Origin of the sequence: Paraburkholderia sp. (genome assembly GCF_028283785.1) — a bacterium.
Lineage (GTDB): Bacteria > Pseudomonadota > Gammaproteobacteria > Burkholderiales > Burkholderiaceae > Paraburkholderia.
This window is the reverse complement of the sequence record NZ_JAPWKB010000018.1, coordinates 494,544-517,675: the sequence shown is the minus strand read 5'-3', so window position 1 is coordinate 517,675 and position 23,132 is coordinate 494,544. Positions and strand designations below refer to the sequence as shown.

Genomic DNA, 23,132 nt, shown 5'->3' with positions numbered 1-23,132 from the left:
CCGCATGACTGACATTCTGACTTCCGAACCCGGCGGCACGACCGCTCAGGCCGACGCGCCCGCGTCGCCGATGCTGATCGCGAGCAACGCATCCATCGACGCGTTCTGCGACGCGCTGTGGCTGGAGCACGGCCTGTCGCGCAACACGCTCGACGCCTATCGCCGCGATTTGCGGCTGTTCTGCGAGTGGCTCGCGCACACCCGCGACGGCGGACTCGACAGCGCCACCGAAGCCGATCTGAACGCGTACAGCGCGGCCCGTCACGAAGACAAGGCGACGTCCGCGAACCGTCGGCTGTCGGTGTTCCGGCGTTACTACGGATGGGCCGTCCGCGAGCATCGCGCGAGCGTCGATCCGACCTTGCGGATTCGCTCGGCCAAGCAGCCGCCGCGCTTTCCCGGCACTTTGAGCGAAGCGCAGGTCGAAGCTTTGCTCGGCGCGCCCGACGTCGATATGCCGCTCGGCCTGCGCGACCGGACGATGCTCGAACTGATGTACGCGAGCGGCTTGCGCGTCACCGAACTCGTCACGCTGAAAACGGTGGAAGTCGGACTCAACGACGGCGTCGTGCGGGTGATGGGGAAGGGCTCGAAAGAGCGGCTGATTCCGTTCGGCGAGGAAGCGCGCACGTGGATCGAACGCTATCTGCGCGAATCGCGGCCGGCGTTGCTCGGTCCGCGTTCGGCCGACGCGCTGTTCGTCACCGCGCGCGCCGAAGGCATGACGCGTCAGCAGTTCTGGTACATCATCAAACGCCATGCGGCCACGGCGGACGTGCATGCGCCGCTGTCGCCGCATACGTTGCGTCACGCGTTCGCGACGCATCTGCTCAATCACGGTGCGGATTTGCGGGTGGTGCAGCTGCTGCTCGGCCACACCGATATCTCGACGACGCAAATCTACACGCACGTCGCGCGCGAGCGCCTGAAGACGCTGCACGCGACGCATCATCCACGCGGCTGATCCGGCGTGACGGACGCTGACGCTAGCGCGCAATCCACTCGCGCAAGCGATGCTTCAGGATCTTGCCGGTCGATGCTGCCGGTAACGCCGCAAGCACATGCACCTCGGCCGGCCGCTTGTACGGCGCGAGCCGTTCGGCGCACCACGCCAGCAACTGCGCGGTGCTCACCTGCGCGCCCGCGGTCAGTTCGACGAATGCGAGCACTTCCTCGTTGCCTTCCACCGCGCGTCCGATCACCGCGGACTGCACGACGTCGGGATGCGCGTTCAGCACATGCTCGACTTCGGCCGGATACACGTTGAAGCCCGATCGAATGATCAACTCCTTGCTGCGCCCGACGATATGCATCGCGCCGTCCGCGTCCTGCCGTGCGAGGTCGCCGGTCTTGAGCCAGCCGTCGGCGGTGACGGTGTCGTGCGTCTGCGCGGGATTGCGGTAGTAGCCGAGCATCACGTTCGGGCCGCGCACCCACAACTCGCCGATTTCGCCCGGCGCGACGTCTTCGCCTTGCATCGACACGAAACGCACCTCGACGCCCGGAATCACGTGACCGGTCGAGCAATCGTCGCGCGGCGCGTCGAGCATGGTCTGCGCGACGGTCGGGCTGCTTTCCGTCATGCCGTAACCGTTGTGCAACGTGAGGCCGTACACGCGCTGGACATGCGCCTTCAACGCGGCATCGAGCGGCGAGCCGCCCGAGTACGCGAAGCGAAGACGCGGCGCGGACCATGCATGGCCGTTCGACTGAACGTGTTCGAGCAATTTGGCGTGCATCGCGGGGACGCCCTGAAAGATCGACACGCGCTCGTCCGACAATGCGCGACGCACCGCGTCGGGCACGAAGCGCGGCGCAAGCCGCAATGTCGCGCCCGCGTACAGACTGCCCAGACACACCGATGCGAAGCCGTACACATGCGAGATGGGCAATACCGCGTAGACGACGTCGTCGGGATTCACGCGCCGCAAACGGCTCGACATCGCGGCGATAAACAGCAGGTTGCGATGCGACAGCATCACGCCTTTCGGCGCGCCGGTGGTGCCGGTGGTGTAGATCAGCGCCGCGCATTGCTGCTCGGCGGCGGCTTGCGTGGGTTCGGGGACGGCGGCGGGATCGACCGTATAGGCCCATTCACCGATATCGACGGTCAGCGCGGGCGCTGTGCGGGCGTCGTGGCGCAGCGCATGCTGCTGCGCGTCCGGCGACGTCGCCACCGCGTACGCGACGATTCTGGGCTGCGCGTGCGCACGGATTGCGTCCAGCTCGGTGGCGGACAGACGCGCGTTCGACACCAGCGCCCACGCGTCGAGCTGCGCGGTCGCGAACAGCAGCACGATCTGCGCGATGCTGTTTTCCGCGACGATCATCACGCGGTCGCCGCCGCGCACGCCCCACGCGCGGAGCTGCGCGGCGGCGGCATCGACCGCGTTGGCCAGTTGTGCGGCGCTCAGTTGCCGCGCGTCTTCGATCAGTGCGACATGGTGTGGATCGCGCGCGGCGGCGAGCGCCGGAATGTCGCTGATACGGGCCGGCAATGCCGCCAGAAACGCCGGAATATCGATGCTGCTGTGTGCAGATGAAGCTATCGTCAACGCTGTCTCCTTCCAGGTGATGCGGGCCGATGGGGATCAGCCGGATTCCACGCACTGCGATGCTCTGTACCGGGCATTTGCGAACGATCGTGCCACAGCCGGAGAACGCGCACAATCGACCGTTCAGCCAATAGCGCGTTGGCCGTGCTCGCCTTTACAATGCGCCGATGAGTAAATCCAGACACGTTTCCGAAACGCCCGCGACGCAGTTTTTGCGTCGTCACGGCGTCGCGTTCGGCGAACATCCTTACGATTACGTCGAGCACGGCGGCACCGGTGAATCGGCGCGTCAACTCGGCGTGGACGAGCATCATGTCGTGAAGACGCTCGTGATGGAAGACGAACATGCGAAGCCGCTGATCGTGCTGATGCACGGCGACCGCACCGTCTCCACCAAGAATCTCGCGCGGCAGATCGGCGCGAAGCGTGTCGAGCCGTGCAAGCCCGACGTGGCGAACCGGCATTCGGGCTATCTGATCGGCGGCACATCGCCGTTCGGCACGCGCAAGACCATGCCGGTGTACGTCGAGTCCACGATACTCGAACTCGACCGGATCTGGCTGAACGGCGGCAAGCGCGGCTTTCTCGTCAGCCTTGCGCCGCAGGTGCTGACCGCGTTGCTCGAGGCGAAAGCCGTGCAGTGCGCGAGCGTCGACTGACTGACCGGTAGAATGTGCGCCGTTTGCGTGGCGCTGGCCGGATGAGTGCGTGGCCAACCCGGCGCACCGTTCGCGCTTTCCGATACTGATAAGAGATTCCAGATGCAAAACCTGATCGTCGCCGTGCTTGCCTACCTGATCGGATCGGTGTCGTTTGCCGTGATCGTCAGTGCCACGATGGGTCTCGCCGACCCGCGTTCGTATGGCTCGAAAAACCCCGGCGCCACCAACGTGCTGCGCAGCGGCAACAAGAAGGCGGCGATCCTGACGCTACTCGGCGATGCGTTCAAGGGCTGGCTTGCGGTGTGGCTGGTGCGGCGCTTCGGGCCGCAATTCGGTCTCGGCGACACGGCGGTCGCGCTGGCCGCCATTGCCGTGTTTCTCGGCCACCTTTACCCGATCTTTTTCCGCTTTCAGGGCGGCAAGGGTGTCGCGACGGCGGCGGGCGTGCTGCTCGCCATCAACCCGATCCTCGGTATCGCGACCTTGCTGACCTGGGTGATCGTCGCGTTCTTCACGCGGTATTCGTCGCTGGCGGCGCTGTCCGCCGCCGTGTTCGCACCGATCTTCGACGGCTTCCTGTTCGGCACCAACGTGATCGCATTGTCGATCGTCGCGATGAGCGCGTTGCTGGTGTGGCGTCACCGCGGCAATATCGCGAAGCTGAAGGCGGGCCAGGAAAGCCGCATCGGCGACAGGAAGAAAGCCGCGGCGCAGGCCGCGAACGACGGCAACTAGCCGGCGTTCGCGCGGGCAGCGGGTGCTGCCGTGCCGCCTAGTCGCGGAAGTTGTTGAAGTCGAGCGGCGTGTCGGTCACGTCCTTGCGCAGCAGCGCGATCACGCTTTGCAGATCGTCGCGCTTGGTGCCGGTGATACGTACGGCGTCGCCCTGAATGCTGGCCTGAACCTTGATCTTGCTGTCTTTCACGAGACGCACGATCTTCTTGGCCAGATCGCCGGAAACGCCTTTCTTCACGGTGACGACCTGCTTGACCTTGTCGCCGCCAATTTTCTCGATCTTGCCGTAGTCGAGAAACCGCACATCGACGCTGCGCTTGGCCATTTTCGACACCATCACGTCCTTGACCTGACCGAGCTTGAAGTCGTCGTCGGCGAACATGGTGAGTTCGTGTTCCTTGTGTTCGACGCGCGCGTCGGACCCCTTGAAGTCGAAGCGCGTCGAGATTTCCTTGTTGGACTGCTCGATCGCGTTCTTCACTTCGATCATGTTGGCTTCGCAGACGACGTCGAACGATGGCATTGCTTTCTCCCAATAGTGCTGCGGTGCCGGACGCCACCGGACGGCGGCGCGCAGGGCACTCGCTATAATCACGGACCGGACGTCATTTTACCGACGCCGTTCCCATTTGCCCAAGGACGGCGCGCGTCGCGCGGCGCTTCAGGACGATTTCTCCGCTTTCAAACCCGATTCACACCCATTCCAGGCCGATGTCGCAGTTTGCTCCCATCCAGTTTGACGCCGCTTACCCGCTGCTCGCGCACAACACGTTCGGCTTCGACGTGCGTGCGCGCCTCGCTTGTCGGATCGAAAGCGAAGCGCAGTTGATGCAGGCCGTGCGCGATCCGCGCGCGGCGGGTCTGGCGCGGCTGGTGCTCGGCGGCGGCAGCAACGTCGTGCTGACGCGTGATTTCGACGGCCTCGTGCTGCTGATCGCGTTGCGCGGCCGACGCGTGGTGCGCGAAGACGACGAGGCGTGGTACGTCGAAGCGGCTGCGGGCGAGAACTGGCACGACTTCGTTGCGTGGACCTTGTCGCAAGGCTTGCCGGGCCTCGAAAATCTCGCGCTGATTCCGGGCACGGTCGGCGCGGCACCGATCCAGAATATCGGCGCATACGGGCTGGAAATGTGCGAGCGCTTCGCGTCGTTGCGGGCCGTGGCGCTGGCAACCGGCGAGACGGTCGAACTCGACGCGCTTGCGTGCCGGTTCGGTTATCGCGACAGCTTTTTCAAGCGGGAAGGGCGCGACCGGTTCGTGATTACGTCGGTGACGTTCCGTCTGCCGAAAGCGTGGACACCGCGCGCCGGTTACGCGGATCTGGCGCGTCATCTGAATGCCGATGGCGCTTCCAGTGCGGCCGCGCCCACGGCACAAGCCATCTTCGATGCGGTCGTCGCGGTGCGTCGCGCGAAGCTTCCCGATCCGCTCGAACTCGGCAATGCGGGCAGCTTCTTCAAGAATCCGGTGATCGACGCCGCGCAATTCGACGCGCTGCATGCGCGTGAGCCGGAGGTGGTGTCGTATCGTCAGCCGGACGGCAGCGTGAAACTCGCGGCCGGCTGGCTGATCGACCGATGCGGCTGGAAGGGCCGCTCGATCGGCGCTGCGGGCGTCCACGAACGACAGGCGCTGGTGCTCGTCAATCGCGGCGGTGCGAGCGGCGCCGACGTGCTCGCGCTGGCGCAGGCCATCCAGCGCGATGTGCACGACAGATTCGGCGTGACGCTCGAAGCCGAGCCTTTGTGTCTGTGATAGACCGCTGGCGGTATCGGTTGCGCGGATAAAAAAACGCCGGGACTTCAAGTCCCGGCGTTTTTCATTTCAGACGCGTACGCGCGGCGTGTCGCTCAGTGATTGAGCTTGCCGAGCAGCAGAAACTCCATCAACGCTTTCTGTACGTGCAGGCGGTTTTCCGCTTCGTCCCATACGACGCTCTGCGGTCCGTCGATTACATCCGCGCTGACTTCCTCGCCGCGGTGCGCGGGCAGGCAGTGCATGAACAGCGCGTCGGCGTTGGCGCGCGCCATCATGTCGGTGTCCACGCACCAGTCGGCGAATGCCTGCTTGCGCACTTCGTTCTCGGCTTCGAAGCCCATGCTGGTCCAGACGTCGGTGGTGACGAGATCGGCGCCGGTGCAGGCGTCGTTCGGATCGTCGAACTCTTCGAAGAACGGCACGCTTTCGTCGGCGACCATCGCGCGGTCGAGCTGGTAGCCCGGCGGCGTGGACAGCTTCAGCTTGAAGCCGAGGATTTGCGCTGCTTCGATCCACGTGTACAGCATGTTGTTCGCATCGCCGACCCACGCGACCGTCTTGCCGCGAATCGGACCGCGATGTTCGAAATACGTGAAGATATCGGCCAGCACCTGGCAAGGATGATATTCGTTCGTCAGACCATTGATGACCGGCACGCGGGAGTTCTCTGCGAAGCGCGTGAGAATGTCCTGACCGAACGTGCGGATCATGATGATGTCGACCATCCGCGAGATGACTTGCGCGGCGTCTTCGATCGGTTCGCCGCGACCCAACTGGGTGTCGCGCGTGCTCATGAAGACGGCATGGCCGCCGAGCTGGAAGATGCCTGCTTCGAACGACAGACGCGTGCGTGTCGAGTTCTTCTCGAAGATCATCGCAAGCGTGCGGTCATGGAGCGGATGATAGGTCTCGTAGTTCTTGAACTTGCGCTTCAGGATGCGCGCGCGTTCGAGCACGTACTCGTAATCTTCCAGCGAGAAATCCTTGAACTGCAGATAGTGGCGAATTTTCTTGGCGGTCATAAAACAAATACGGCGGTCTATTCCGGCCGAAGGACCGGGCAGCGCCGCCGTTTTTTGTGGTAACTCAAAGCAGCATAAAGGATTTCAACACGTTTGACGAGTCGGCCAAAAGCTTTGGTTTCGCGTCGGCAGGCTTTTTGAAAGCCGATGTACAGGCCATTACAAGGTCTTGTGTGCAGTGCGGAAAGAGCCTCTCTGCGCTATAATCGCAAGGTTTTCCCGAAGCCCGGCAGGCAGGCTACACGCTTGCTGGACATGGCTCACGCGGTCTGCATACGTGCCGCAAGGCGCGCGGTCGCGGCGCTTGTTGAGGTCGGTTTTTGCGGCCGTTCAGCATTGGCGGCGAGATCCGCAGGGTCGTGTGTCGTGCGCCTGGTCAGGCGCTCAGGTAAGGCATTCAGGCAAGCCGCATTCGCTGGCACGTCGCCGGACAGTCACATAGGTATCCCTACATGGCCGAAGCACCCCCAACCGAATATTTCATTCAGGGCATTACCAAGAGCGGGAAGAAGTTTCGACCGAGTGATTGGTCGGAGCGCCTCGCCGGCGTGATGTCAATGTTCGGACCGGGAGCGCGAGGGCCGAACCGGCGCCTGCAGTATTCGCTGTACGTGCGCCCCACGATGCTCGACGACCTCAAGTGCGTGATTCTCGATTCGCGATTGCGCGAGATCGAACCCATGGCCTTCGACTTCGTGATGAACTTCGCAAAAGACAACGACCTGGTCGTCACCGAAGCGTGCGAATTGCCGCCGGAGCATGGCACGCAGCAGGGCAGCGGCCGTTGAGCTGTGGGACATGAGTTGCAGCACGACTCACGAGTCTCACATGCTAAGTCACTGCCTCACCGTCGCACTGAATATGAAAAAAGCCCGCAGTTGCGGGCTTTTTTTGCGTCTGTCTCACGTGAGTCTGCGTAGATCGGCCAAACAAGATTGGCCAAACAAAAAAGGCCCGCCAAAGCGGGCTTTCATGACGCAGCGGAAACAGGAGGTAGCCCACCGAAGCGGGCTGACCGGATTTACTGCGCTGCCGGCGCTTGCAGACCCTTGATGGCTGCAGCGAGGCGGCTCTTATGGCGAGCTGCCTTGTTCTTGTGAACGATTTTCTTGTCGGCGATGATGTCGATCTGCTTCGACGACAGCTTGAAGATTTCAGCAGCCTTAGTCTGATCGCCGGCGTCGATCGCCTTGCGAACAGCCTTGATAGCCGTGCGGAACTTCGAGCGCAGTGCCGAGTTGTGCGAGTTGGCTTTGGCGGCCTGGCGGGCGCGCTTGCGTGCTTGTGCGGTATTTGCCATGACGGTTCCTTATCCTGTTCCTGTTTCCAGTACCCAGCCTTCAAGTGGACAGGGCGCTGCTTTTTGATCCGAACCCCTGAGAGCGATTGCCCAAGGGCGCAAAAATGTCGAAAAACCTCATTCAACCACGTGAAGCGAGGCTCCGGTCGCGCTGCCCGATGAACCGCTTGCGGCGCGTATTCGGTGTCTTTTCAGAACGGTCCGAAAATTGAGCGAGCTTCGAAACCGGAGATTATAGCAACAAAATCAGGCACGTGACAACCGCAAAGCGTTGAAGGAAGAAACGCCGGTGCGTGCGGTTCGACCGGCAGCGTGGTGTAGAGGGCTGTCACGGCGGGCGGCGAGCAATCGACAACGTACCGCCAGAGCACTGTCAACGAAGTGCAAAAGCAGCACGAAAGAACCGCTAACCTGCCGCAAACCCGGTCTCACCGGACCGCCGGATCGTCGCGAAAAGAGCATTCAGGCGAACGTATGTCCGATAAATCGGTCCGAATCGCTTCCTGGCTCGTCGCCCCCTGTTACGGCACCCGTATAATAAGCGCCCCATGAATCTATTCCGAGCCCTGCTGACGGTCAGCGGCTTCACGTTGCTGTCTCGCGTGACCGGACTGGCCCGCGAAACGCTGATCGCCCGAGCTTTCGGCGCCAGCGCGTATACCGACGCATTCTACGTCGCGTTTCGCATTCCAAACCTGCTGCGCCGGATTTCCGCGGAAGGCGCGTTCTCGCAGGCCTTCGTCCCGATCCTCGCCGAGTTCAAGAACCAGAAGGGTCACGACGCCACCAAGGCGCTCGTCGATGCCACGTCCACGGTGCTCGCGTGGGCGCTCGTCGTGCTGTCGGTGCTTGGCATCGTCGGGGCGTCGTTCGTGGTGTTCCTGGTCGCGTCCGGGTTGCGTTCGGACGGCGGTGCGTATCCGCTGGCCGTATCGATGACGCGGATCATGTTCCCGTACATCATCTTCATTTCGCTGACGTCGCTCGCGTCGGCGGTGCTCAACACGTACAAGAACTTCTCGCTGCCCGCGTTCGCGCCGGTGTTGCTGAACGTCGCGTTCATCGTCGCGGCCGTGTGGGTCGCGCCGCATATGCGCACGCCGGTCTACGCGCTCGCGTGGGCGGTCATCGCGGGCGGCGTGTTGCAGTTTCTCGTGCAGTTGCCCGGTCTGAAGAAGATCGACATGTTGCCTGGCATCGGCCTCAATCCGGTGCGTGCGCTGGCGCATCCGGGCGTCAAACGCGTGCTCGCGAAAATGGGTCCGGCGGTATTCGCGGTGTCCGCGCAACAGATCAGCCTGATCATCAATACCAATATCGCATCGCATATCGGGCCAGGCGCCGTATCGTGGATCAACTACGCGGATCGTCTGATGGAATTCCCGACCGCGCTGCTCGGCGTCGCGCTCGGCACGATCCTGTTGCCGAGCCTGTCGAAAGCCCACGTCGATGCCGATCCGCAAGAATATTCGTCGCTGCTCGACTGGGGCTTGCGCGTGACCTTCCTGCTGGCCGCGCCCAGCGCGGTCGCGCTGTTCTTCTTCGCGGAACCGCTGACGGCCACGCTGTTCCACTACGGCAAGTTCGACGCGCATTCGGTCGTGATGGTCAGCCGTGCGCTGTCTGCATACGGCGTCGGTCTGATCGGGCTTATCCTGATCAAGATCCTGGCGCCCGGCTTCTATGCGAAGCAGGACATCAAGACGCCCGTGAAGATCGCGATTGGCGTGCTGATCGTCACACAGTTGAGCAACTACGTGTTCGTGCCGATCTTCTCGCACGCCGGTCTGACGTTGAGCATCGGGCTCGGCTCTTGCGTCAACGCATCGCTGCTGTTCGTGATGCTGCGGCGCCGCGGTATCTATATGCCGTCAGCCGGGTGGCTGACGTTTTTCGTACAACTGGTGGGTGCGTGCCTCGTGCTTGCCGGCGCGATGCACTGGTTCAACATCAGCTTCGACTGGATCGGCTTGCACGACCAGCCGGTCGCGCGGATGGTGCTGCTCGCGGCGTGTCTCGTCCTGTTTGCCGCGCTATATTTCGGTATGCTCTGGCTGATGGGCTTCAAGTACGCGTACTTCAAGAGGCGAGTGAAGTGATCACGATGACGCGAGTTCTCGACTATTTCGGCACGCTCGTCGCGGAAGACGACAGCCTTCCGCTGACCGAGGCGGCGCTTTCGCTCGCGCAGGATGCGTATCCGGATCTCGATCTGCAAGGCACGCTCGCCGAGATCGACGAGCTCGTGCTGCGCCTGCTGCGCCGCATGCCCGACGATGCCGACATCAAGCAGAAAGTCGGCATCCTGAACCGGTTTTTCTTTCGCGAGCTGGGTTTCGCGAGCAATCTGAACGACTACTACGATCCCGACAACAGTCATCTGAACGTCGTGTTGAAGCGTCGGCGCGGCATCCCGATTTCGTTGGCCGTGCTGTATCTGGAGATGGCCGAGCAGATCGGTATTCCGGTGCGCGGCGTATCGTTTCCCGGCCATTTCCTGTTGCGCGTGACCACGCCCGATGGCGACGTGATGCTCGATCCGACCAGCGGACATTCGCTGTCGGAATCGGAGATGGTCGAGATGCTGGAGCCGTATGTGGCAACCGCGGGTGAATCGGTGGGGCGCGCGTTGCGTCTGCTGCTGCAACCGGCGACACGGCGTGAAATCGTCGCGCGGATGCTGCGCAATCTGAAGTCGACCTATCTTCAGACCGAACGCTGGCAACGGCTGCTTGCCGTGCAGCAGCGTCTCGTGATCCTGCTGCCGGAAAGCATCGAAGAAGTGCGCGATCGAGGCTTCGCTTATGCGCGTCTCGATTATCTGCGCCCGGCGCTCGAAGATCTCGAACGCTATCTGGGCGAACGTCCGGATGCGGAAGATGCAACCGTCGTCGAGTCGCAATTGCACGAGTTGCGACAACGCACGCAGCACAACGATCACGACCACGACTGAAGGTTTCGCCATCGCGCGCTACGCGCTTGCGTAGGTTTGCAACGCGACCGCCGGCAAATCTCACACACACCGCACACGGCAAAACGCCTGCGACGCGCATCGAGCGCATCGCAGGCGTTTTTCATTCGACGGCTTTTCGCTTACCTGGGCTGCATCCGGATCGCGCCGTCGAGGCGGATCGTTTCGCCGTTGAGCATCGGATTGTCGAAAATCTGCTTCGCGAGCATCGCGTATTCGACGGGTTTGCCGAGCCGCGGCGGGAACGGCACCATCGCGCCCAGCGCGTCCTGCACCTCTTGCGGCATGCCCAGCAGCATCGGTGTTTCGAAGATGCCGGGTGCAATCGTCATCACGCGGATCGCGTTGCGCGACAGGTCGCGCGCGATCGGCAGCGTCATCCCGACGACGCCGCTTTTCGACGCCGCATACGCGGCCTGACCGATCTGTCCGTCATACGCCGCCACCGACGCCGTATTGACGATCACGCCGCGCTCGCCGTAACTGTTCGGCTCGTTCTTCGACATGGCCGCAGCGGCCAGCCGGATCATGTTGAACGTGCCGATGAGATTGATCGAGATGGTGCGCGCGAACGCGTCGAGCGGATGCGGACCGTCCTTGCCGACGGTCTTCGTGGCGGGCGCGACGCCCGCGCAGTTGATCAGCCCGCGCAGCGTGCCGAGCTTCGTCGCGGCTTCGACGGCCTGGGTGGCGTCGTCCTCGCGGCTTACATCGCATTTGACGAACACGCCGCCGAGTTCCTGCGCGAGCGCGTTGCCGGCGTCCAGATTCAGGTCGGCGAGCACGATCTTGCCGCCGTGTTCAGCGAACAGCCGCGCGGTGGCGGCGCCTAAACCCGACGCGCCGCCGGTGATCAGGAATACGTTGTCGCGAATCTCCATGTCTGCTCCTTGATATCGGTTTGCAACCGTCGTTGGAATCGTTTGAACGACGATTGTAACGGCTGGAATCGGCAGACGCGGTGCGGTTGGATCGCTGCGGGCAATGGGATGAACGATGCGGGGCGCGCCGTCGCCGGATGGGTGTATCGTGCGCGACCAATAAAAAACCCGCCCAGTTGGGCGGGTTTTTTTCAGCGTGAGCCGGGGCTCGCGGTGATGCTTACTTCAGTGCGTCGAACACGCGCGTGCGAATTTCATCGACGCTGCCGAGGCCCGAAATACGACGGTACTGCGGCGCTTGCAGCGGCGTAGACGGATCGCCGTTGTTGGCCCAGCCGTTGTAGTAGTCGATCAGCGGCTTGGTCTGGTTCGTGTACACGTCGAGGCGCTTCTTGACCGTTTCTTCCTTGTCGTCGTCGCGCTGGATCAGCGGTTCGCCCGTCAGGTCGTCGATGCCTTCGGCTTTCGGCGGATTGAACTTGACGTGATACGTGCGGCCCGAGCCAGCATGCATCCGCCGACCGCTCATCCGCTCGATGATGTCTTCGAACGGCACGTCGATTTCCAGCACGTAGTCGATCGCGACGCCGGCCTGCTTCATGGCTTCGGCTTGCGGCAACGTACGCGGAAAACCGTCGAACAGATAACCGTTCTGGCAGTCGTCGTCCTTCAGGCGTTCCTTGACGAGATTGATGATGAGTTCGTCAGTGACCAGTTCACCCGCATCCATATAGCGCTTTGCTTCGATGCCCAGCGGTGTACCCGCCTTGACTGCGGCACGCAGCATGTCGCCAGTGGAAATTTGCGGAATGCCGAATTTTTCCTTGATGAAGGTAGCTTGGGTTCCCTTGCCCGCGCCGGGAGCACCCAACAGAATCAAACGCATGTGAAATCTCCGGATCTATGTGAATTCTGTCGCGACGCGTGACATGCATCCGCACGCTTCGGTCAGGGGCGCCTCTCGATCAGGCCGCACTACGCCGTGCGCGAAACGTCTGAAAGACGGCGCTGCAAGACGGAAAGCGGGGAGATCGGGCGCAAATCCTGACGAGCGTCAGCTAGCGAATGGTCCGCGCAAGCGTCCGATTATGCCACGGGTTTTTACCCTCACGACCCGAATAAAGCCCTTACGCGAGCGAGATCGGCGGGTGTGTCGACGCCCGGCAGCGGTGCATCCTGCGTGACGAGCACGGCGATCCGTTCGCCATGCCACATTGCGCGCAACTGTTCGAGCACTTCGGCCTGTTCGATCGGCGAGATCGACAGCGACGGATAGCTGCGCAGGAATTTCGCGCGATACGCGTACAGCCCGATATGTCGATGAACTGCCGCCAGCGCTGGCGCAGCGGGCATTGCCGCGACGTCGGGCCAATGCGGTTGATAGGCTTCGCGTGCCCACGGAATCGGCGCGCGCGAGAAGTACAGCGCGACGCTGCGCGCGTCCAGCACGACCTTGACGACGTTCGGATTGAAGACTTCGGCCGGGTCGGTGATCGGATGCGCGGCGGTGGCGATCGCGCAACCGTCGCTGGCGGCCAGGTGCGACGCTACGCCGCGCACCAGAGCCGGGTCGATCAAGGGTTCATCGCCTTGAACATTGACCACGATCGTGTCGTCCGACCAGCCAAAGTGAGACGCGACTTCCGCGAGACGGTCGGTGCCGGACGGATGATCGGCGCGCGTCAACATGGCTTCGATGCCGTGAGCGCGCGCGACGTCGAGCACTTCCTGCGCGTCCGACGCGATCAGCACCTGGGTCGCGCCCGACGCGAGCGCGCGTTCGGCGACGCGCACCACCATCGGCTTGCCGCCGATGTCGGCGAGCGGCTTGTTCGGCAGACGGGTCGATGCGAGCCGCGCCGGCACCACGGCGATAAACGGCGGCGCGCTTTCAGGCGCAGCGGCGTTCGAAGCGGCGGAAGTCACGGCCGTCATCACGCAACCGAGCCCGGGTTGAGCGGTTCGACCGGCGTGCCTTCGACCGTTTGACGCGCTTCGTCCACCAGCATCACGGGGATGCCGTCACGGATCGGATACGCGAGTTTGTCGGCGCTGCAGATCAGTTCCTGCGCAGCTCGGTCGTACGACAGCGGGCCCTTGCAGATCGGGCAGACGAGAATTTCAAGCAGGCGAGCGTCCACGGACTTTCTCCACGACTAATGCGATGAGGCGATGATCCAGCGCGGCTTCGACCGGGACTACCCAGATGCGCGCATCGTGCCAGGACCCTAATTTTACCGCATCCTTTTCGGTTATCAGGATGGTGTCGACGTCGATGTCGGTGAACGGATTCGCGCTGTACGCGTAGTGGTCGGGCAGCGCGCGCGTTTGCGGCGTGATGCCGGCGGCGCGCACGGTCGCGAAGAAGCGCTCGGGCGCGCCGATTCCCGCCGCGGCCAGCACGCGCTCGCCGCTGAAATGCGACAGCGGACGACGCAGCTTCGGATTGTCGAGATGCCACGCGTCGCCGGGCGCGAGTTCGAGCGCGAAGGTGTTCGGCCACGGCGGCAGGGTGCGTTCGTACGGGCTATTGATCAGCGTCGCGTCGCGATGGCGCGACAGCGGTTCGCGTAAGGGTCCGGCGGGCAGCAGAAAACCGTTGCCGCCCAGCCGGTGATCGAACACGACCAGCTCGGCATCGCGTTCGAGCCGGTAATGCTGAAGGCCGTCGTCGCTGACGATCACATCGACCTCGCGATGCGCGGCACGCAACGCCTGCGCGGCCGCGACGCGGTCCGGGCAGACGTACACCGGCGCGCCGGTGCGTCGCGCGATCAGCAACGGTTCGTCACCGCCGACGCTCGCCGCCGAGGTTGCCGTGACCGGCGTCGGTGTGTTCACGCGAGCGCCGTAGCCGCGCGACACCACGCCCGGCGTAAAGCCCGCTTCGCGCAATCCTTCGACCAGCGCGATCACCGTCGGCGTCTTGCCGGTGCCGCCGACCGTCACGTTACCGACCACCACCACCGGCACATCGATGCGCACCGATTTCAACCAGCCAAGCGAAAACGCCGCGCGCCGGGCCGCCGCGATCATGCCGAACACGCACGCGAGCGGCGTCAGCGCCCATGCGACCGGCCCGCGCTGCTGCCATTCGCGCGTGAGCCGGGCTTCGACGGTGTGCTTGAGTTCGCTCATCGCGCGTGTCCCGGACGGCGCAACGCAGCGCGCGCGAGTGCGGCAAGGCGGGAGGTAATGACGGCGGGGCGGACAGGCATCGGTGCGGTTCTCCGGACGGGCAGTGAGATGAAACGGCAGCTACGATGCCGCCGCGAGGGCAGCGTCGGCGCGGTGAATCTGTTTTCCGGGCGGCCAGCGGGCACGCGCAGAAGGACCGCGCCGCGCGGCCCTTGAACCCGGGACTCTAGCGCGTCGAAGTCGTTCGGGGCAAGCCGCGCGGCCGCGTCGGGCGAACTGACGACGTGCCGGGCGCAGCGCGCGACATGTGGTGCGACGCATCGACGGCCTGTGGATAACTTTGTGGAGAAAGTGCCTTCGATTCGGCCCGGAGGGCCGATCCAGGCCGCGCACATCGGCAAAGGTCAAGGGTAGGCATGATAAATAGTGATAAAAATCAATGACATGCGTCGAAATCACAAGGCTTGCGGGGCGTTTACATGAGTGGCTAAACAACGATGCCCCAATGTGGACACTTTTCGCATTTCGCGCACAAGGTGGACGTGGAAGCCCCGTCCGGTCTATCGTCTGGGCGGTCCGTCCCACATTTTTGTCACATGAATCCTGAAAATCCGCTTATGTCGCCCGGCTCGTCGGGTGGCGATGTCGTCGTGCCGGTGTCGGCGCTCAACCGTGCAATCGGGACGATGCTGGAACGCTCGTTTCCGCTCGTCTGGGTGTCGGGCGAAGTGTCGAACTTCACGCGCGCGGCGAGCGGTCACTGGTACTTTTCGATCAAGGACGCGCAGGCGCAAATGCGTTGCGTGATGTTCCGCGGTCGCGCGCAATACGCCGAATTCACGCCGCGCGAAGGCGACCGGATCGAGGTGCGCGCGGTCGTCACGATGTACGAACCGCGTGGCGAGTTGCAGCTGAACGTCGAAGCGGTGCGCCGCACGGGTCAGGGACGGCTGTACGAAGCGTTCCTGAAGCTGAAGGCGAAGCTCGAAGCCGAAGGGCTGTTTGCCGCCGAACGCAAACGCGCGTTGCCCACACATCCGCGCGGCATCGGCATCGTCACGTCGTTGCAGGCTGCGGCGTTGCGCGACGTGCTGACCACGCTCGCGCGTCGTGCGCCGCACGTTCCGGTGATCGTGTATCCGGCGCCGGTGCAGGGCGCGGGCGTCAGCGCGAAACTCGCGGCGATGGTCGACGCGGCCAATGCGCGACGCGAAGTGGATGTGCTGATCGTCTGCCGGGGCGGCGGATCGATCGAGGATTTGTGGGCGTTCAACGAAGAAGTGCTGGCGCGCGCCATCGCGGAAAGCGCGTTGCCGGTGGTCAGCGGCGTCGGCCACGAAACCGACTTCACGATCGCCGACTTCGCCGCCGACGTCCGCGCGCCGACGCCGACCGGCGCAGCCGAACTCGTCAGTCCGCAGCGCGTATTGCTGCTGCGCGAACTCGATCACCGCCACACCACGCTCGCACGCGGATTCGGCCGGATGATGGAGCGTCGCGCGCAACAACTCGACTGGCTGGCGCGGCGGCTCGTGTCGCCCACCGAGCGGCTCGCGCGACAACGCACGCACCTGCAGCAATTGAGCGTGCGGCTGGCGTCGTCGGGCGCACGGCCGGTGCGCGATGCGAAAGCGCGCTTCGCGTTGCTGCAGATGCGCTGGCAACGCTGGCGTCCCGATCTCGCCGCGGAGCAGCGCGCGGTGCAAGGGCTCGCGCAACGGCTCGACGGCGCGGTGTCGCGACAGCACGAACGGCAGGTCGCACGCGTGACGACGCTGGCCGCGCGGCTCGACGTGCTGAGTCCGCAACGCACGCTCGAACGCGGTTATGCCGCGTTGCTCGACGCGCAGAATGGCCGCGCGGTCCGCTCGCCGACGTCGCTGAAACCGGGCCGCACGCTGACCGTGCATCTCGCCGACGGCTCCGCCGACATCGCGCTCGCCGACGTCCAGCCGCGCCTGACCGACGGCTTCTGACCCATCGGGCGTCGCAGCGGACAGCATCGAAAAGACCCGTGAGAACAACGCGATAGCAACAAAAAAAAGCGCGTCGGGTCACACGCCGGTCATCGACGAAGCGCGTGATAACGCAGACGGAACGTGTCGCGCACGCGCGTAGTTTTGACCTTCGCGCGCAGTCGCTCCGAGCATTAATTACGCGGCCTCGCGAGCCGCGCCGCCGCATGTTTACAGGGGCTTTCGATAAAGGCCGTGCGTTTGCGGGGTTATTCCAAGTCGCCTACAATCGAGTGCTCTACAGCGTTATCCGCAGATCCCCCACAAACAGATATAAAGGAAAGCACCATGGAACATACGCTCCCGCCGCTGCCGTACGCGAAGAACGCACTCGCACCGACCATGTCGGAAGAGACGCTCGAGTTTCACTATGGCAAGCACCATCAGACCTATGTGACGAACCTGAACAATCTGATCAAGGGTACGGAATTCGAAAACCTGTCGCTGGAAGAGATCGTCAAGAAGTCGTCGGGCGGTGTTTTCAACAACTCGGCTCAAGTGTGGAATCACACGTTCTTCTGGAACAGCCTGTCGCCGGAAGGTGGCGGTGAGCCGTCGGGTGCGCTGGCAGAAGCGATCACCGCGAAGTGGGGTTCGTTCGACGCATTCAAGGAAGCATTCACGAAGACCGCAGTCGGCACGTTCGGCTCGGGCTGGACGTGGCTGGTGAAGAAGGCCGACGGCTCGCTCGACCTGGTGTCGACCAGCAACGCAGCCACGCCGCTGACCACGGACGCAAAGGCACTGCTGACGATCGACGTGTGGGAACACGCGTACTACATCGACTACCGCAATGCACGTCCGAAGTTCATCGAAGGCTTCTGGAAGATCGCGAACTGGAAGTTCGCGGAACAGAACTTCGCTTAAGTTCGCGCGGCGATCGTCGTCGCGGCACGTGCCGCGGCGCTTCGATCCGTGACGATAAAAGGCCCGCTCCTGAATCAGGATGCGGGCCTTTGTTTTTGCAACGCCGGTTTGTGTTGCCGGCGGGTATTGCCGGCGCTACGCGTTATTCGTTATCCGTTGCAGCCGTCTTGCGCGGACGACGGCTGCGCGGTGCGGTCTTGCGCGCGGCTTTCTTCGCAGCGGGCGCGGCCTCGGTTGCGGCCTCCGTCACGGCTTCAGGCGCTTGCGCTTCGACTGGCGGCCGATCGGCGGCGGACTCGGGTGCGTGAATGTCGGGCGCATCGCCGATTGCCGGTGCGGGCGTTTTCTTCACTTTCTTCGCGGCGGTCTTGCGGCTGCTGCGGGCGGGACGTCGCGCCTTCGCGGGCGCTTCGTCCGCCGTGACGTCGATCGTTTCCTGCGCCACGATATCGACAGCTTCCTCGACGATCGCCTCGGGCGCGGGCTCGTACGCCGCTTCCACGACCGGCGCGAAACCGGCGGCCGCCATGCTGTCTTCGTTCGAGATCGGCGCTTCGATCAGCGGCTCCGGATACGGCGTCCGGTCGGCCTTCTGACGTCCTTTCCGGGATCCTTTCTGACGCTGCGTATCGGGTGCATTGCGCGTGTCGCGGCGGTGCGAATCGGCATGCGGCGCCGGTTGATCCTCGACATACGGCGCGGGCGTTTCGTCGCGCATCGTTTCGTTTTCCGCGCGCGCGGCCTTGCGGGCTGCACGTCCCTTGCGACGCGAATCGTGACGGTTGCCGCCTTGCGAGTCGTCGCCGGACGGCGCTGACGGCGCGAATACATCGGCCGCGTCCATTGCTTCGCCGGACGTGTCGCCCGAGGTTTCGACCGGCGCTTCGTTCGATGCTTCGTTCGACGCGTCGCCGCCCAGATTGACGGCCGCGCCGCGATACACGTACGCGCCGGATTTTTCGTCGCGACCGAACTCGAGCAGACCGCGTGCCTGCGCTTCTTCGAGCAGATTGCCGAATGCGCGGAAGCCGTAATAGCTTTCGTTGAAATCCGGTTTGCGGCGCTTGATGGCGTTCTTCAGCACCGACGCCCAGATCTTGCCGCTGTCGCCGCGTTCGGCGGCGAGCGCGTCGAAGGTTTGCACGGCGATTTCGATCGCTTTCGTGCGACGCGCCTCGACATCTTCCTTCGGTTTTTTCGGTTCGTCGCCAGCGCGTTTCGCGGACGGTTGCGCGGGCTGTTGCGCTACCGGTTGCGCGGGCTTCGCGTTCGACTGTTTCGCGACCGTGCGGCGGCTTTCGCGCACGAGGTCGTCGTAGAAAATGAATTCGTCGCAATTGGCGACCAGCAGATCCGACGTGGATTGCTGCACGCCCACGCCGATCACCTGCTTCGCGTTTTCGCGCAGTTTCGACACCAGCGGCGAGAAGTCGGAGTCGCCGCTGATGATCACGAAGGTGTTGACGTGTGCCTTGGTGTAGCAGAGATCGAGTGCATCGACGACCATCCGGATATCAGCCGAATTCTTGCCGGACTGGCGCACGTGCGGAATTTCGATCAGTTCGAAATTCGCTTCGTGCATCGTGCCCTTGAAGCTCTTGTAGCGGTCCCAGTCGCAATACGCTTTTTTCACGACGATGCTGCCTTTGAGCAACAGACGTTCGAGGACGAGCTTGATATCGAACTTGTCGAGCTTCAGATCGCGCACGCCGAGCGCGACGTTCTCGAAGTCGCAAAAGAGCGCCATGCTGACGGTGTCGTTGGATGACGCCATGTAATTCTCCAATGAAGCGCCGGCTCGAACGTCGAACACGGCAGAACGCGCCCATGATAGCGACAATGGCGGGAACGGGGCAGGGTTGCGTGGCGCCGGACAGGATTGCTCCGTTTCCATGACGATGCGGTGACGGCGCTTAAAAGTAGAAAAGCCCTCGTTTCGAGGGCTTTTCTGGTTGCGTCGATCGAGCCGTGATGGCGCACGATGGCGTGTGGCGGCTGTGTTACCGGTCGGTTGCGTGCGACGGCCGCTCGCGCTGCTGCAGCACCTCATCCACCAACCCATACCCCACCGCATCTTCCGCCGACATGAAATTGTCGCGATCGGTGTCTTTTGCGATCTGCTCGATGCTTTGGCCGGTGTGATCGGCGAACACCCTGTTCAGACGCTCGCGCAGATACAGAACTTCGCGCGCGCGAATCTCGACGTCGGCGGCGGTGCCCTGACCGCCGCCCGACGGCTGATGGATCATGATCCGCGCGTTCGGCAGCGCGTAGCGTTTGCCGCGCTGTCCGGCCGCCAGCAGGAACGAGCCCATGCTCGCCGCGAAGCCGGTGCACAGCGTCGAGACTTGCGGCTTGATGAATTGCATCGTGTCGTAAATCGCGAGGCCGTCGTAGACCGATCCGCCCGGCGAGTTAATATAAAACGAGATGTCCTTGTCGGGATTTTCCGATTCGAGAAACAGCAACTGCGCGACGATCAGACTCGCCGACTGCTCGGTCACGGGACCGACCAGAAAAATGATCCGCTCGCGCAGCAGCCGCGAAAAAATGTCGTAAGCGCGCTCGCCGCGGCCAGACTGCTCGATCACGGTCGGCACGAGGTTGGAGTAGGCGGACATCAGGAAATCTGCGGAACGGATCGGACGGGATCGCATGGCGTCTCACGGAAAAGTAGGGGGCACGGCTGCACCGGAACGCACGCCTGCATCGCGATGCAGGCGCGGCTTTCCCGATATGACGCATCGGACCCGCGCAATGTGACGGCCTGCCCGCACTTTCGACGGTTCGCGTGGGGGAATATTTTTTCCGGAAGCTGTCACGTTTTGCCCGCGCCTGACGTCAACCGGTCAGGACGCGTCGACGATGCGTTTCGCCTTCGTCGCGCCCGTTGCGCGCCGGGCACCGAACACTGCGCTGTACGTTCACGGAGTTTCGACAATGACCGATCACAGCTTCGACTTACCCACCTTCGACGCGATCCGCGCGCGGCTTTTCGCGCTTGCGTACCGGATGCTCGGCAGCCGTGCGGAAGCCGAGGACGTCGTGCAGGACGTCTGGCTCAAATGGCTACTGACCGATCGGCGTGAGATCCGCACGCCCGCCGCGTGGCTGACGACGAGCGCCACCCATGCGGCGATCGATCGGTTGCGACATGCGCAGCGCGAGCGAGCGGCGGGCGGCATCGGCTGGATGACGGAACCGTGGATCGATGGCGTCGCGCCGTCGGCGGAAGATCTGGCGTTGCGTGCGGCGGATCTGTCGTACGGCGTGATGCTGATGCTCGAACGGCTAAAGCCCGCCGAACGCGCGGCCTTCGTGCTGCATGAAGCGTTCGACTGCGATTACGCGGAGATCGCGAAGATTCTCGATAGAACGCCGGCCGGTTGCCGGCAACTGGTTCACCGCGCGAAGGCGCGCTTGCAGCGGCACGATGCGCATCGGCACGACACGCAGGTCGCCGCGCCCGAACGCGTCGATCCGGCCACGCACGCGCGGGTCGTCGAGCGTTTGCGGGCGGCGCTGGACGCGCAGGATCGGGCGGAAGTGTTGCGGCTGGTCGCCGATGCGCCGCTCGTGACGGACGATAAGGTGGTCGCGTCCGCGATTGTGGGCACCGGGTTGTCGGAGAAATGGGCGGTCGCGGCGAGCCGCACGCGCACGCTCGGATTCGCGTTGCGGATCGGCTATGCGCAGACCGTGTCGATCGACGGCGCGCCGTGCATCGCATTGCTGCGCGATGGCGAAATCGTCGGATTGATCGATGTGTCGGTTGGCATGTCCGGCGCGGATGCATGTCCGGCCATCGTCGCGCTGCGGATCGTCACGCATGCCGCGCAACTCGAAGCAGTCAACCGCGCATTCGGGCGGACCGCGATCCTGCATCTGCTCGACCGCGCGATGCGGCGCAACACGGCCGCCGCGCATGAGCGCACATCAACCGCGATGCGCCGCGACTTCCCAGTTGATATCGACGCATAGCACCTGCATGCCGGTCGGGCCTTGCGCCGCGATCGACGCGGTGACGCACAGATGCGCCTCGTTGATCGACAGATACGGCGGCGTCAGATGCACATGACCGGGCGTGCGCATCGCGCCGAGAAAATACGGCCGACGCTCCCAGCTTGCGCCTTCGGAATGCAGCAGCGGCCGGAACCGCTTCGCGCGTTGCGACGCGCGGCCTGACGGCAGCACGTTGTCGCCGATCTGCCGTCCAGAACCGTCGAGGATAAAGCAGCGCGCGGTCTCGCCGAGCGCGAGCAACGGCGCCGTCGCAATCGCCACCGATTCCCCCGCCGCCAGCCGCCCGCTCGCGGTTTGCAACGCGCTCACATACGGCGTCAGACGCGTGGTCTGCGCCCGCTCGCGAGCGGCGACCTTCTCGCGCAACGACGCGGACAGCGTGTCCATCAGATTCGCCGCGACTTGCGGCATCACCGGGTCCACGCTCGGACCGGCGAAATGCAGACCCTGCACGAAATCGACGTTGCATTCGAGCGCGATCAGTGCGTCGCGTTCGGTCGTCAGGCCGCCCATCAGCACCAGCTGACCGGACTCATGCAGCATCGACACGATGCCCGGCAACACGCGCTCGATGTGCGCATGTTCGTTCGCCTGCGCGAGGATGCAGCGGTCGAGCGTGACGATATCGGGCCGCAGATTCCACACGCGGTCGATGTTCGAATGCTTCGCGCCGAACCCGTCGAGCGCGATCAGAAAACCGGATTTGCGCAACGCATCGATGATTTCCGCGAAACGCGTAGTCTCGCCGCCGGCTTGCTCGGACACTTCGAGCACCACGCGTTGCGGCGGCAAACCGAGCGCTTTCAGACCGGCGAGCAAGGCGTCGCCGTAGCTCGTGTCCATCAGCGCGGCCGGATGCAGGCTCAGGAAAAGCCATTCGTCGTGACTGTCGAATGCGTTGAAATTGCCCAGATGCAGCGATTCCGCCAACCGTCCGAGTTCGAGCAGATCGCCGCGTCGCGCGGCTTGCGTGAACACTTCGTGCGACGGCACCTGACGGGTGTTTTCGTCATGCGCGCGCAACGACGCGTGATAACCGATCGCGCGACGGTGCGACACCGAAAAAACCGGCTGAAAGACGCTGAAAACCGTGTAGCCGCCGTACAGGACGGTGCGCCGGGAGCCTTCGTCGCCGGCGATCGGGCGAGGAGGCTGAAAGCCGGGAGGATCGAGTTCGATCATGCTCATGGTGTCGGTCGTCAAAA

22 protein-coding genes are annotated in these 23,132 nt (G+C 63.6%); 10 read left to right on the top strand and 12 right to left on the bottom strand.

All coding sequences use genetic code 11. The annotated features are described in order from the left end of the window. The first annotated feature begins 4 nt into the window (after positions 1–4). Entirely contained in the window at positions 5–964 is a 960-nt protein-coding gene (xerD, locus tag PW947_RS22085) for a site-specific tyrosine recombinase XerD (RefSeq protein ID WP_299634533.1), read from the top strand. A 22-nt stretch (positions 965–986) separates the two neighbouring features. Here the strand turns inward: xerD and PW947_RS22080 are convergent, their stop codons facing one another. After that, a complete protein-coding gene (locus tag PW947_RS22080; RefSeq protein WP_299634531.1) occupies positions 987–2,555 on the bottom strand; it encodes an AMP-binding protein in 1,569 nt (522 codons plus the stop codon). A gap of 167 nt (positions 2,556–2,722) precedes the next feature. Between PW947_RS22080 and ybaK the strand changes: the two genes are divergently transcribed. Next, on the top strand, positions 2,723–3,214 hold the full coding sequence (gene ybaK, locus PW947_RS22075) for a Cys-tRNA(Pro) deacylase (RefSeq protein ID WP_299634530.1): 492 nt from the start codon (positions 2,723–2,725) through the stop codon (positions 3,212–3,214). Positions 3,215–3,316: 102 nt separating this feature from the next. Continuing rightward, positions 3,317–3,952 (top strand): glycerol-3-phosphate 1-O-acyltransferase PlsY, encoded by a 636-nt coding sequence (plsY, locus tag PW947_RS22070; RefSeq protein ID WP_299634529.1) that lies wholly within the window; start codon positions 3,317–3,319, stop codon positions 3,950–3,952. Between the two features lie 37 nt (positions 3,953–3,989). On the opposite strand, the gene PW947_RS22065 is transcribed toward plsY, so the two are convergent. Continuing rightward, on the bottom strand, positions 3,990–4,475 hold the full coding sequence (locus PW947_RS22065; RefSeq protein WP_299634528.1) for a YajQ family cyclic di-GMP-binding protein: 486 nt from the start codon (positions 4,473–4,475) through the stop codon (positions 3,990–3,992). Between the two features lie 188 nt (positions 4,476–4,663). Between PW947_RS22065 and murB the strand changes: the two genes are divergently transcribed. Continuing rightward, positions 4,664–5,707 carry a UDP-N-acetylmuramate dehydrogenase gene (gene murB, locus PW947_RS22060; RefSeq protein ID WP_299634527.1) on the top strand — a complete coding sequence of 348 codons (1,044 nt, stop codon included), beginning with the start codon at positions 4,664–4,666 and terminating at the stop codon, positions 5,705–5,707. A gap of 95 nt (positions 5,708–5,802) precedes the next feature. Here murB and argF read toward each other — a convergent pair whose 3' ends face one another. Then, entirely contained in the window at positions 5,803–6,732 is a 930-nt protein-coding gene (argF, locus tag PW947_RS22055) for an ornithine carbamoyltransferase (RefSeq protein WP_299634526.1), read from the bottom strand. Between the two features lie 452 nt (positions 6,733–7,184). Between argF and PW947_RS22050 the strand changes: the two genes are divergently transcribed. Continuing rightward, on the top strand, positions 7,185–7,520 hold the full coding sequence (locus PW947_RS22050; protein WP_299634525.1) for a DUF3579 domain-containing protein: 336 nt from the start codon (positions 7,185–7,187) through the stop codon (positions 7,518–7,520). A gap of 233 nt (positions 7,521–7,753) precedes the next feature. Here PW947_RS22050 and rpsT read toward each other — a convergent pair whose 3' ends face one another. Beyond that, on the bottom strand, positions 7,754–8,032 hold the full coding sequence (rpsT, locus tag PW947_RS22045) for a 30S ribosomal protein S20 (RefSeq protein ID WP_299634524.1): 279 nt from the start codon (positions 8,030–8,032) through the stop codon (positions 7,754–7,756). Between the two features lie 548 nt (positions 8,033–8,580). Between rpsT and murJ the strand changes: the two genes are divergently transcribed. Next, complete coding sequence (murJ, locus tag PW947_RS22040) at positions 8,581–10,131, top strand: murein biosynthesis integral membrane protein MurJ (protein WP_299634523.1); 1,551 nt, start codon at positions 8,581–8,583, stop codon at positions 10,129–10,131. Between the two features lie 5 nt (positions 10,132–10,136). Continuing rightward, the gene (locus PW947_RS22035) at positions 10,137–10,985 is read left to right on the top strand and encodes a SirB1 family protein (RefSeq protein WP_299634522.1); all 849 of its coding nucleotides are present in this window, start codon (positions 10,137–10,139) and stop codon (positions 10,983–10,985) included. A gap of 140 nt (positions 10,986–11,125) precedes the next feature. On the opposite strand, the gene PW947_RS22030 is transcribed toward PW947_RS22035, so the two are convergent. The 5 genes from PW947_RS22030 to lpxK form a co-directional block, all read right to left on the bottom strand. Continuing rightward, a complete protein-coding gene (locus PW947_RS22030; RefSeq protein ID WP_299634521.1) occupies positions 11,126–11,884 on the bottom strand; it encodes a 3-hydroxyacyl-CoA dehydrogenase in 759 nt (252 codons plus the stop codon). Positions 11,885–12,104: 220 nt separating this feature from the next. Continuing rightward, a complete protein-coding gene (adk, locus tag PW947_RS22025; protein WP_299634520.1) occupies positions 12,105–12,770 on the bottom strand; it encodes an adenylate kinase in 666 nt (221 codons plus the stop codon). Positions 12,771–12,991: 221 nt separating this feature from the next. Further along, on the bottom strand, positions 12,992–13,810 hold the full coding sequence (kdsB, locus tag PW947_RS22020; RefSeq protein WP_299634519.1) for a 3-deoxy-manno-octulosonate cytidylyltransferase: 819 nt from the start codon (positions 13,808–13,810) through the stop codon (positions 12,992–12,994). A gap of 8 nt (positions 13,811–13,818) precedes the next feature. After that, on the bottom strand, positions 13,819–14,025 hold the full coding sequence (locus PW947_RS22015; RefSeq protein WP_299634518.1) for a Trm112 family protein: 207 nt from the start codon (positions 14,023–14,025) through the stop codon (positions 13,819–13,821). After that, positions 14,006–15,022, bottom strand: a complete 1,017-nt coding sequence (lpxK, locus tag PW947_RS22010) for a tetraacyldisaccharide 4'-kinase (RefSeq protein ID WP_299634517.1) — start codon at positions 15,020–15,022, stop codon at positions 14,006–14,008. The genes PW947_RS22015 and lpxK overlap by 20 nt, the downstream gene beginning before the upstream one ends. A gap of 596 nt (positions 15,023–15,618) precedes the next feature. Between lpxK and xseA the strand changes: the two genes are divergently transcribed. Continuing rightward, positions 15,619–16,998 carry an exodeoxyribonuclease VII large subunit gene (gene xseA / locus PW947_RS22005; RefSeq protein ID WP_299634516.1) on the top strand — a complete coding sequence of 460 codons (1,380 nt, stop codon included), beginning with the start codon at positions 15,619–15,621 and terminating at the stop codon, positions 16,996–16,998. 327 nt (positions 16,999–17,325) lie between these two features. Then, positions 17,326–17,904 carry a superoxide dismutase [Fe] gene (gene sodB, locus PW947_RS22000; protein ID WP_299634515.1) on the top strand — a complete coding sequence of 193 codons (579 nt, stop codon included), beginning with the start codon at positions 17,326–17,328 and terminating at the stop codon, positions 17,902–17,904. Between the two features lie 142 nt (positions 17,905–18,046). Here sodB and PW947_RS21995 read toward each other — a convergent pair whose 3' ends face one another. Next, positions 18,047–19,678: an NYN domain-containing protein gene (locus tag PW947_RS21995; RefSeq protein WP_299634514.1), complete on the bottom strand. Its 1,632-nt coding sequence runs from the start codon at positions 19,676–19,678 to the stop codon at positions 18,047–18,049. Positions 19,679–19,904: 226 nt separating this feature from the next. Beyond that, a complete protein-coding gene (gene clpP, locus PW947_RS21990) occupies positions 19,905–20,525 on the bottom strand; it encodes an ATP-dependent Clp endopeptidase proteolytic subunit ClpP (RefSeq protein WP_299634513.1) in 621 nt (206 codons plus the stop codon). A 319-nt stretch (positions 20,526–20,844) separates the two neighbouring features. Between clpP and PW947_RS21985 the strand changes: the two genes are divergently transcribed. Beyond that, the gene (locus tag PW947_RS21985) at positions 20,845–21,885 is read left to right on the top strand and encodes a sigma-70 family RNA polymerase sigma factor (RefSeq protein ID WP_299634512.1); all 1,041 of its coding nucleotides are present in this window, start codon (positions 20,845–20,847) and stop codon (positions 21,883–21,885) included. Here PW947_RS21985 and PW947_RS21980 read toward each other — a convergent pair. Continuing rightward, the gene (locus tag PW947_RS21980; RefSeq protein ID WP_299634511.1) at positions 21,841–23,115 is read right to left on the bottom strand and encodes an EAL domain-containing protein; all 1,275 of its coding nucleotides are present in this window, start codon (positions 23,113–23,115) and stop codon (positions 21,841–21,843) included. The genes PW947_RS21985 and PW947_RS21980 overlap by 45 nt on opposite strands. Positions 23,116–23,132: the final 17 nt, after the last annotated feature.

What these genes read in the sequence shown, in the direction of transcription:
- xerD (WP_299634533.1), top strand. Translation starts at nt 5, where the DNA reads ATGACTGACATTCTGACTTCCGAACCCGGCGGCACGACCGCTCAGGCC.
- ybaK (WP_299634530.1), top strand. Translation starts at nt 2,723, where the DNA reads ATGAGTAAATCCAGACACGTTTCCGAAACGCCCGCGACGCAGTTTTTG.
- plsY (WP_299634529.1), top strand. Translation starts at nt 3,317, where the DNA reads ATGCAAAACCTGATCGTCGCCGTGCTTGCCTACCTGATCGGATCGGTG.
- PW947_RS22065 (WP_299634528.1), bottom strand. Translation starts at nt 4,475, where the DNA reads ATGCCATCGTTCGACGTCGTCTGCGAAGCCAACATGATCGAAGTGAAG.
- murB (WP_299634527.1), top strand. Translation starts at nt 4,664, where the DNA reads ATGTCGCAGTTTGCTCCCATCCAGTTTGACGCCGCTTACCCGCTGCTC.
- argF (WP_299634526.1), bottom strand. Translation starts at nt 6,732, where the DNA reads ATGACCGCCAAGAAAATTCGCCACTATCTGCAGTTCAAGGATTTCTCG.
- PW947_RS22050 (WP_299634525.1), top strand. Translation starts at nt 7,185, where the DNA reads ATGGCCGAAGCACCCCCAACCGAATATTTCATTCAGGGCATTACCAAG.
- rpsT (WP_299634524.1), bottom strand. Translation starts at nt 8,032, where the DNA reads ATGGCAAATACCGCACAAGCACGCAAGCGCGCCCGCCAGGCCGCCAAA.
- murJ (WP_299634523.1), top strand. Translation starts at nt 8,581, where the DNA reads ATGAATCTATTCCGAGCCCTGCTGACGGTCAGCGGCTTCACGTTGCTG.
- PW947_RS22035 (WP_299634522.1), top strand. Translation starts at nt 10,137, where the DNA reads ATGACGCGAGTTCTCGACTATTTCGGCACGCTCGTCGCGGAAGACGAC.
- PW947_RS22030 (WP_299634521.1), bottom strand. Translation starts at nt 11,884, where the DNA reads ATGGAGATTCGCGACAACGTATTCCTGATCACCGGCGGCGCGTCGGGT.
- adk (WP_299634520.1), bottom strand. Translation starts at nt 12,770, where the DNA reads ATGCGTTTGATTCTGTTGGGTGCTCCCGGCGCGGGCAAGGGAACCCAA.
- lpxK (WP_299634517.1), bottom strand. Translation starts at nt 15,022, where the DNA reads ATGAGCGAACTCAAGCACACCGTCGAAGCCCGGCTCACGCGCGAATGG.
- xseA (WP_299634516.1), top strand. Translation starts at nt 15,619, where the DNA reads ATGAATCCTGAAAATCCGCTTATGTCGCCCGGCTCGTCGGGTGGCGAT.
- sodB (WP_299634515.1), top strand. Translation starts at nt 17,326, where the DNA reads ATGGAACATACGCTCCCGCCGCTGCCGTACGCGAAGAACGCACTCGCA.
- PW947_RS21995 (WP_299634514.1), bottom strand. Translation starts at nt 19,678, where the DNA reads ATGGCGTCATCCAACGACACCGTCAGCATGGCGCTCTTTTGCGACTTC.
- clpP (WP_299634513.1), bottom strand. Translation starts at nt 20,525, where the DNA reads ATGTCCGCCTACTCCAACCTCGTGCCGACCGTGATCGAGCAGTCTGGC.
- PW947_RS21985 (WP_299634512.1), top strand. Translation starts at nt 20,845, where the DNA reads ATGACCGATCACAGCTTCGACTTACCCACCTTCGACGCGATCCGCGCG.
- PW947_RS21980 (WP_299634511.1), bottom strand. Translation starts at nt 23,115, where the DNA reads ATGAGCATGATCGAACTCGATCCTCCCGGCTTTCAGCCTCCTCGCCCG.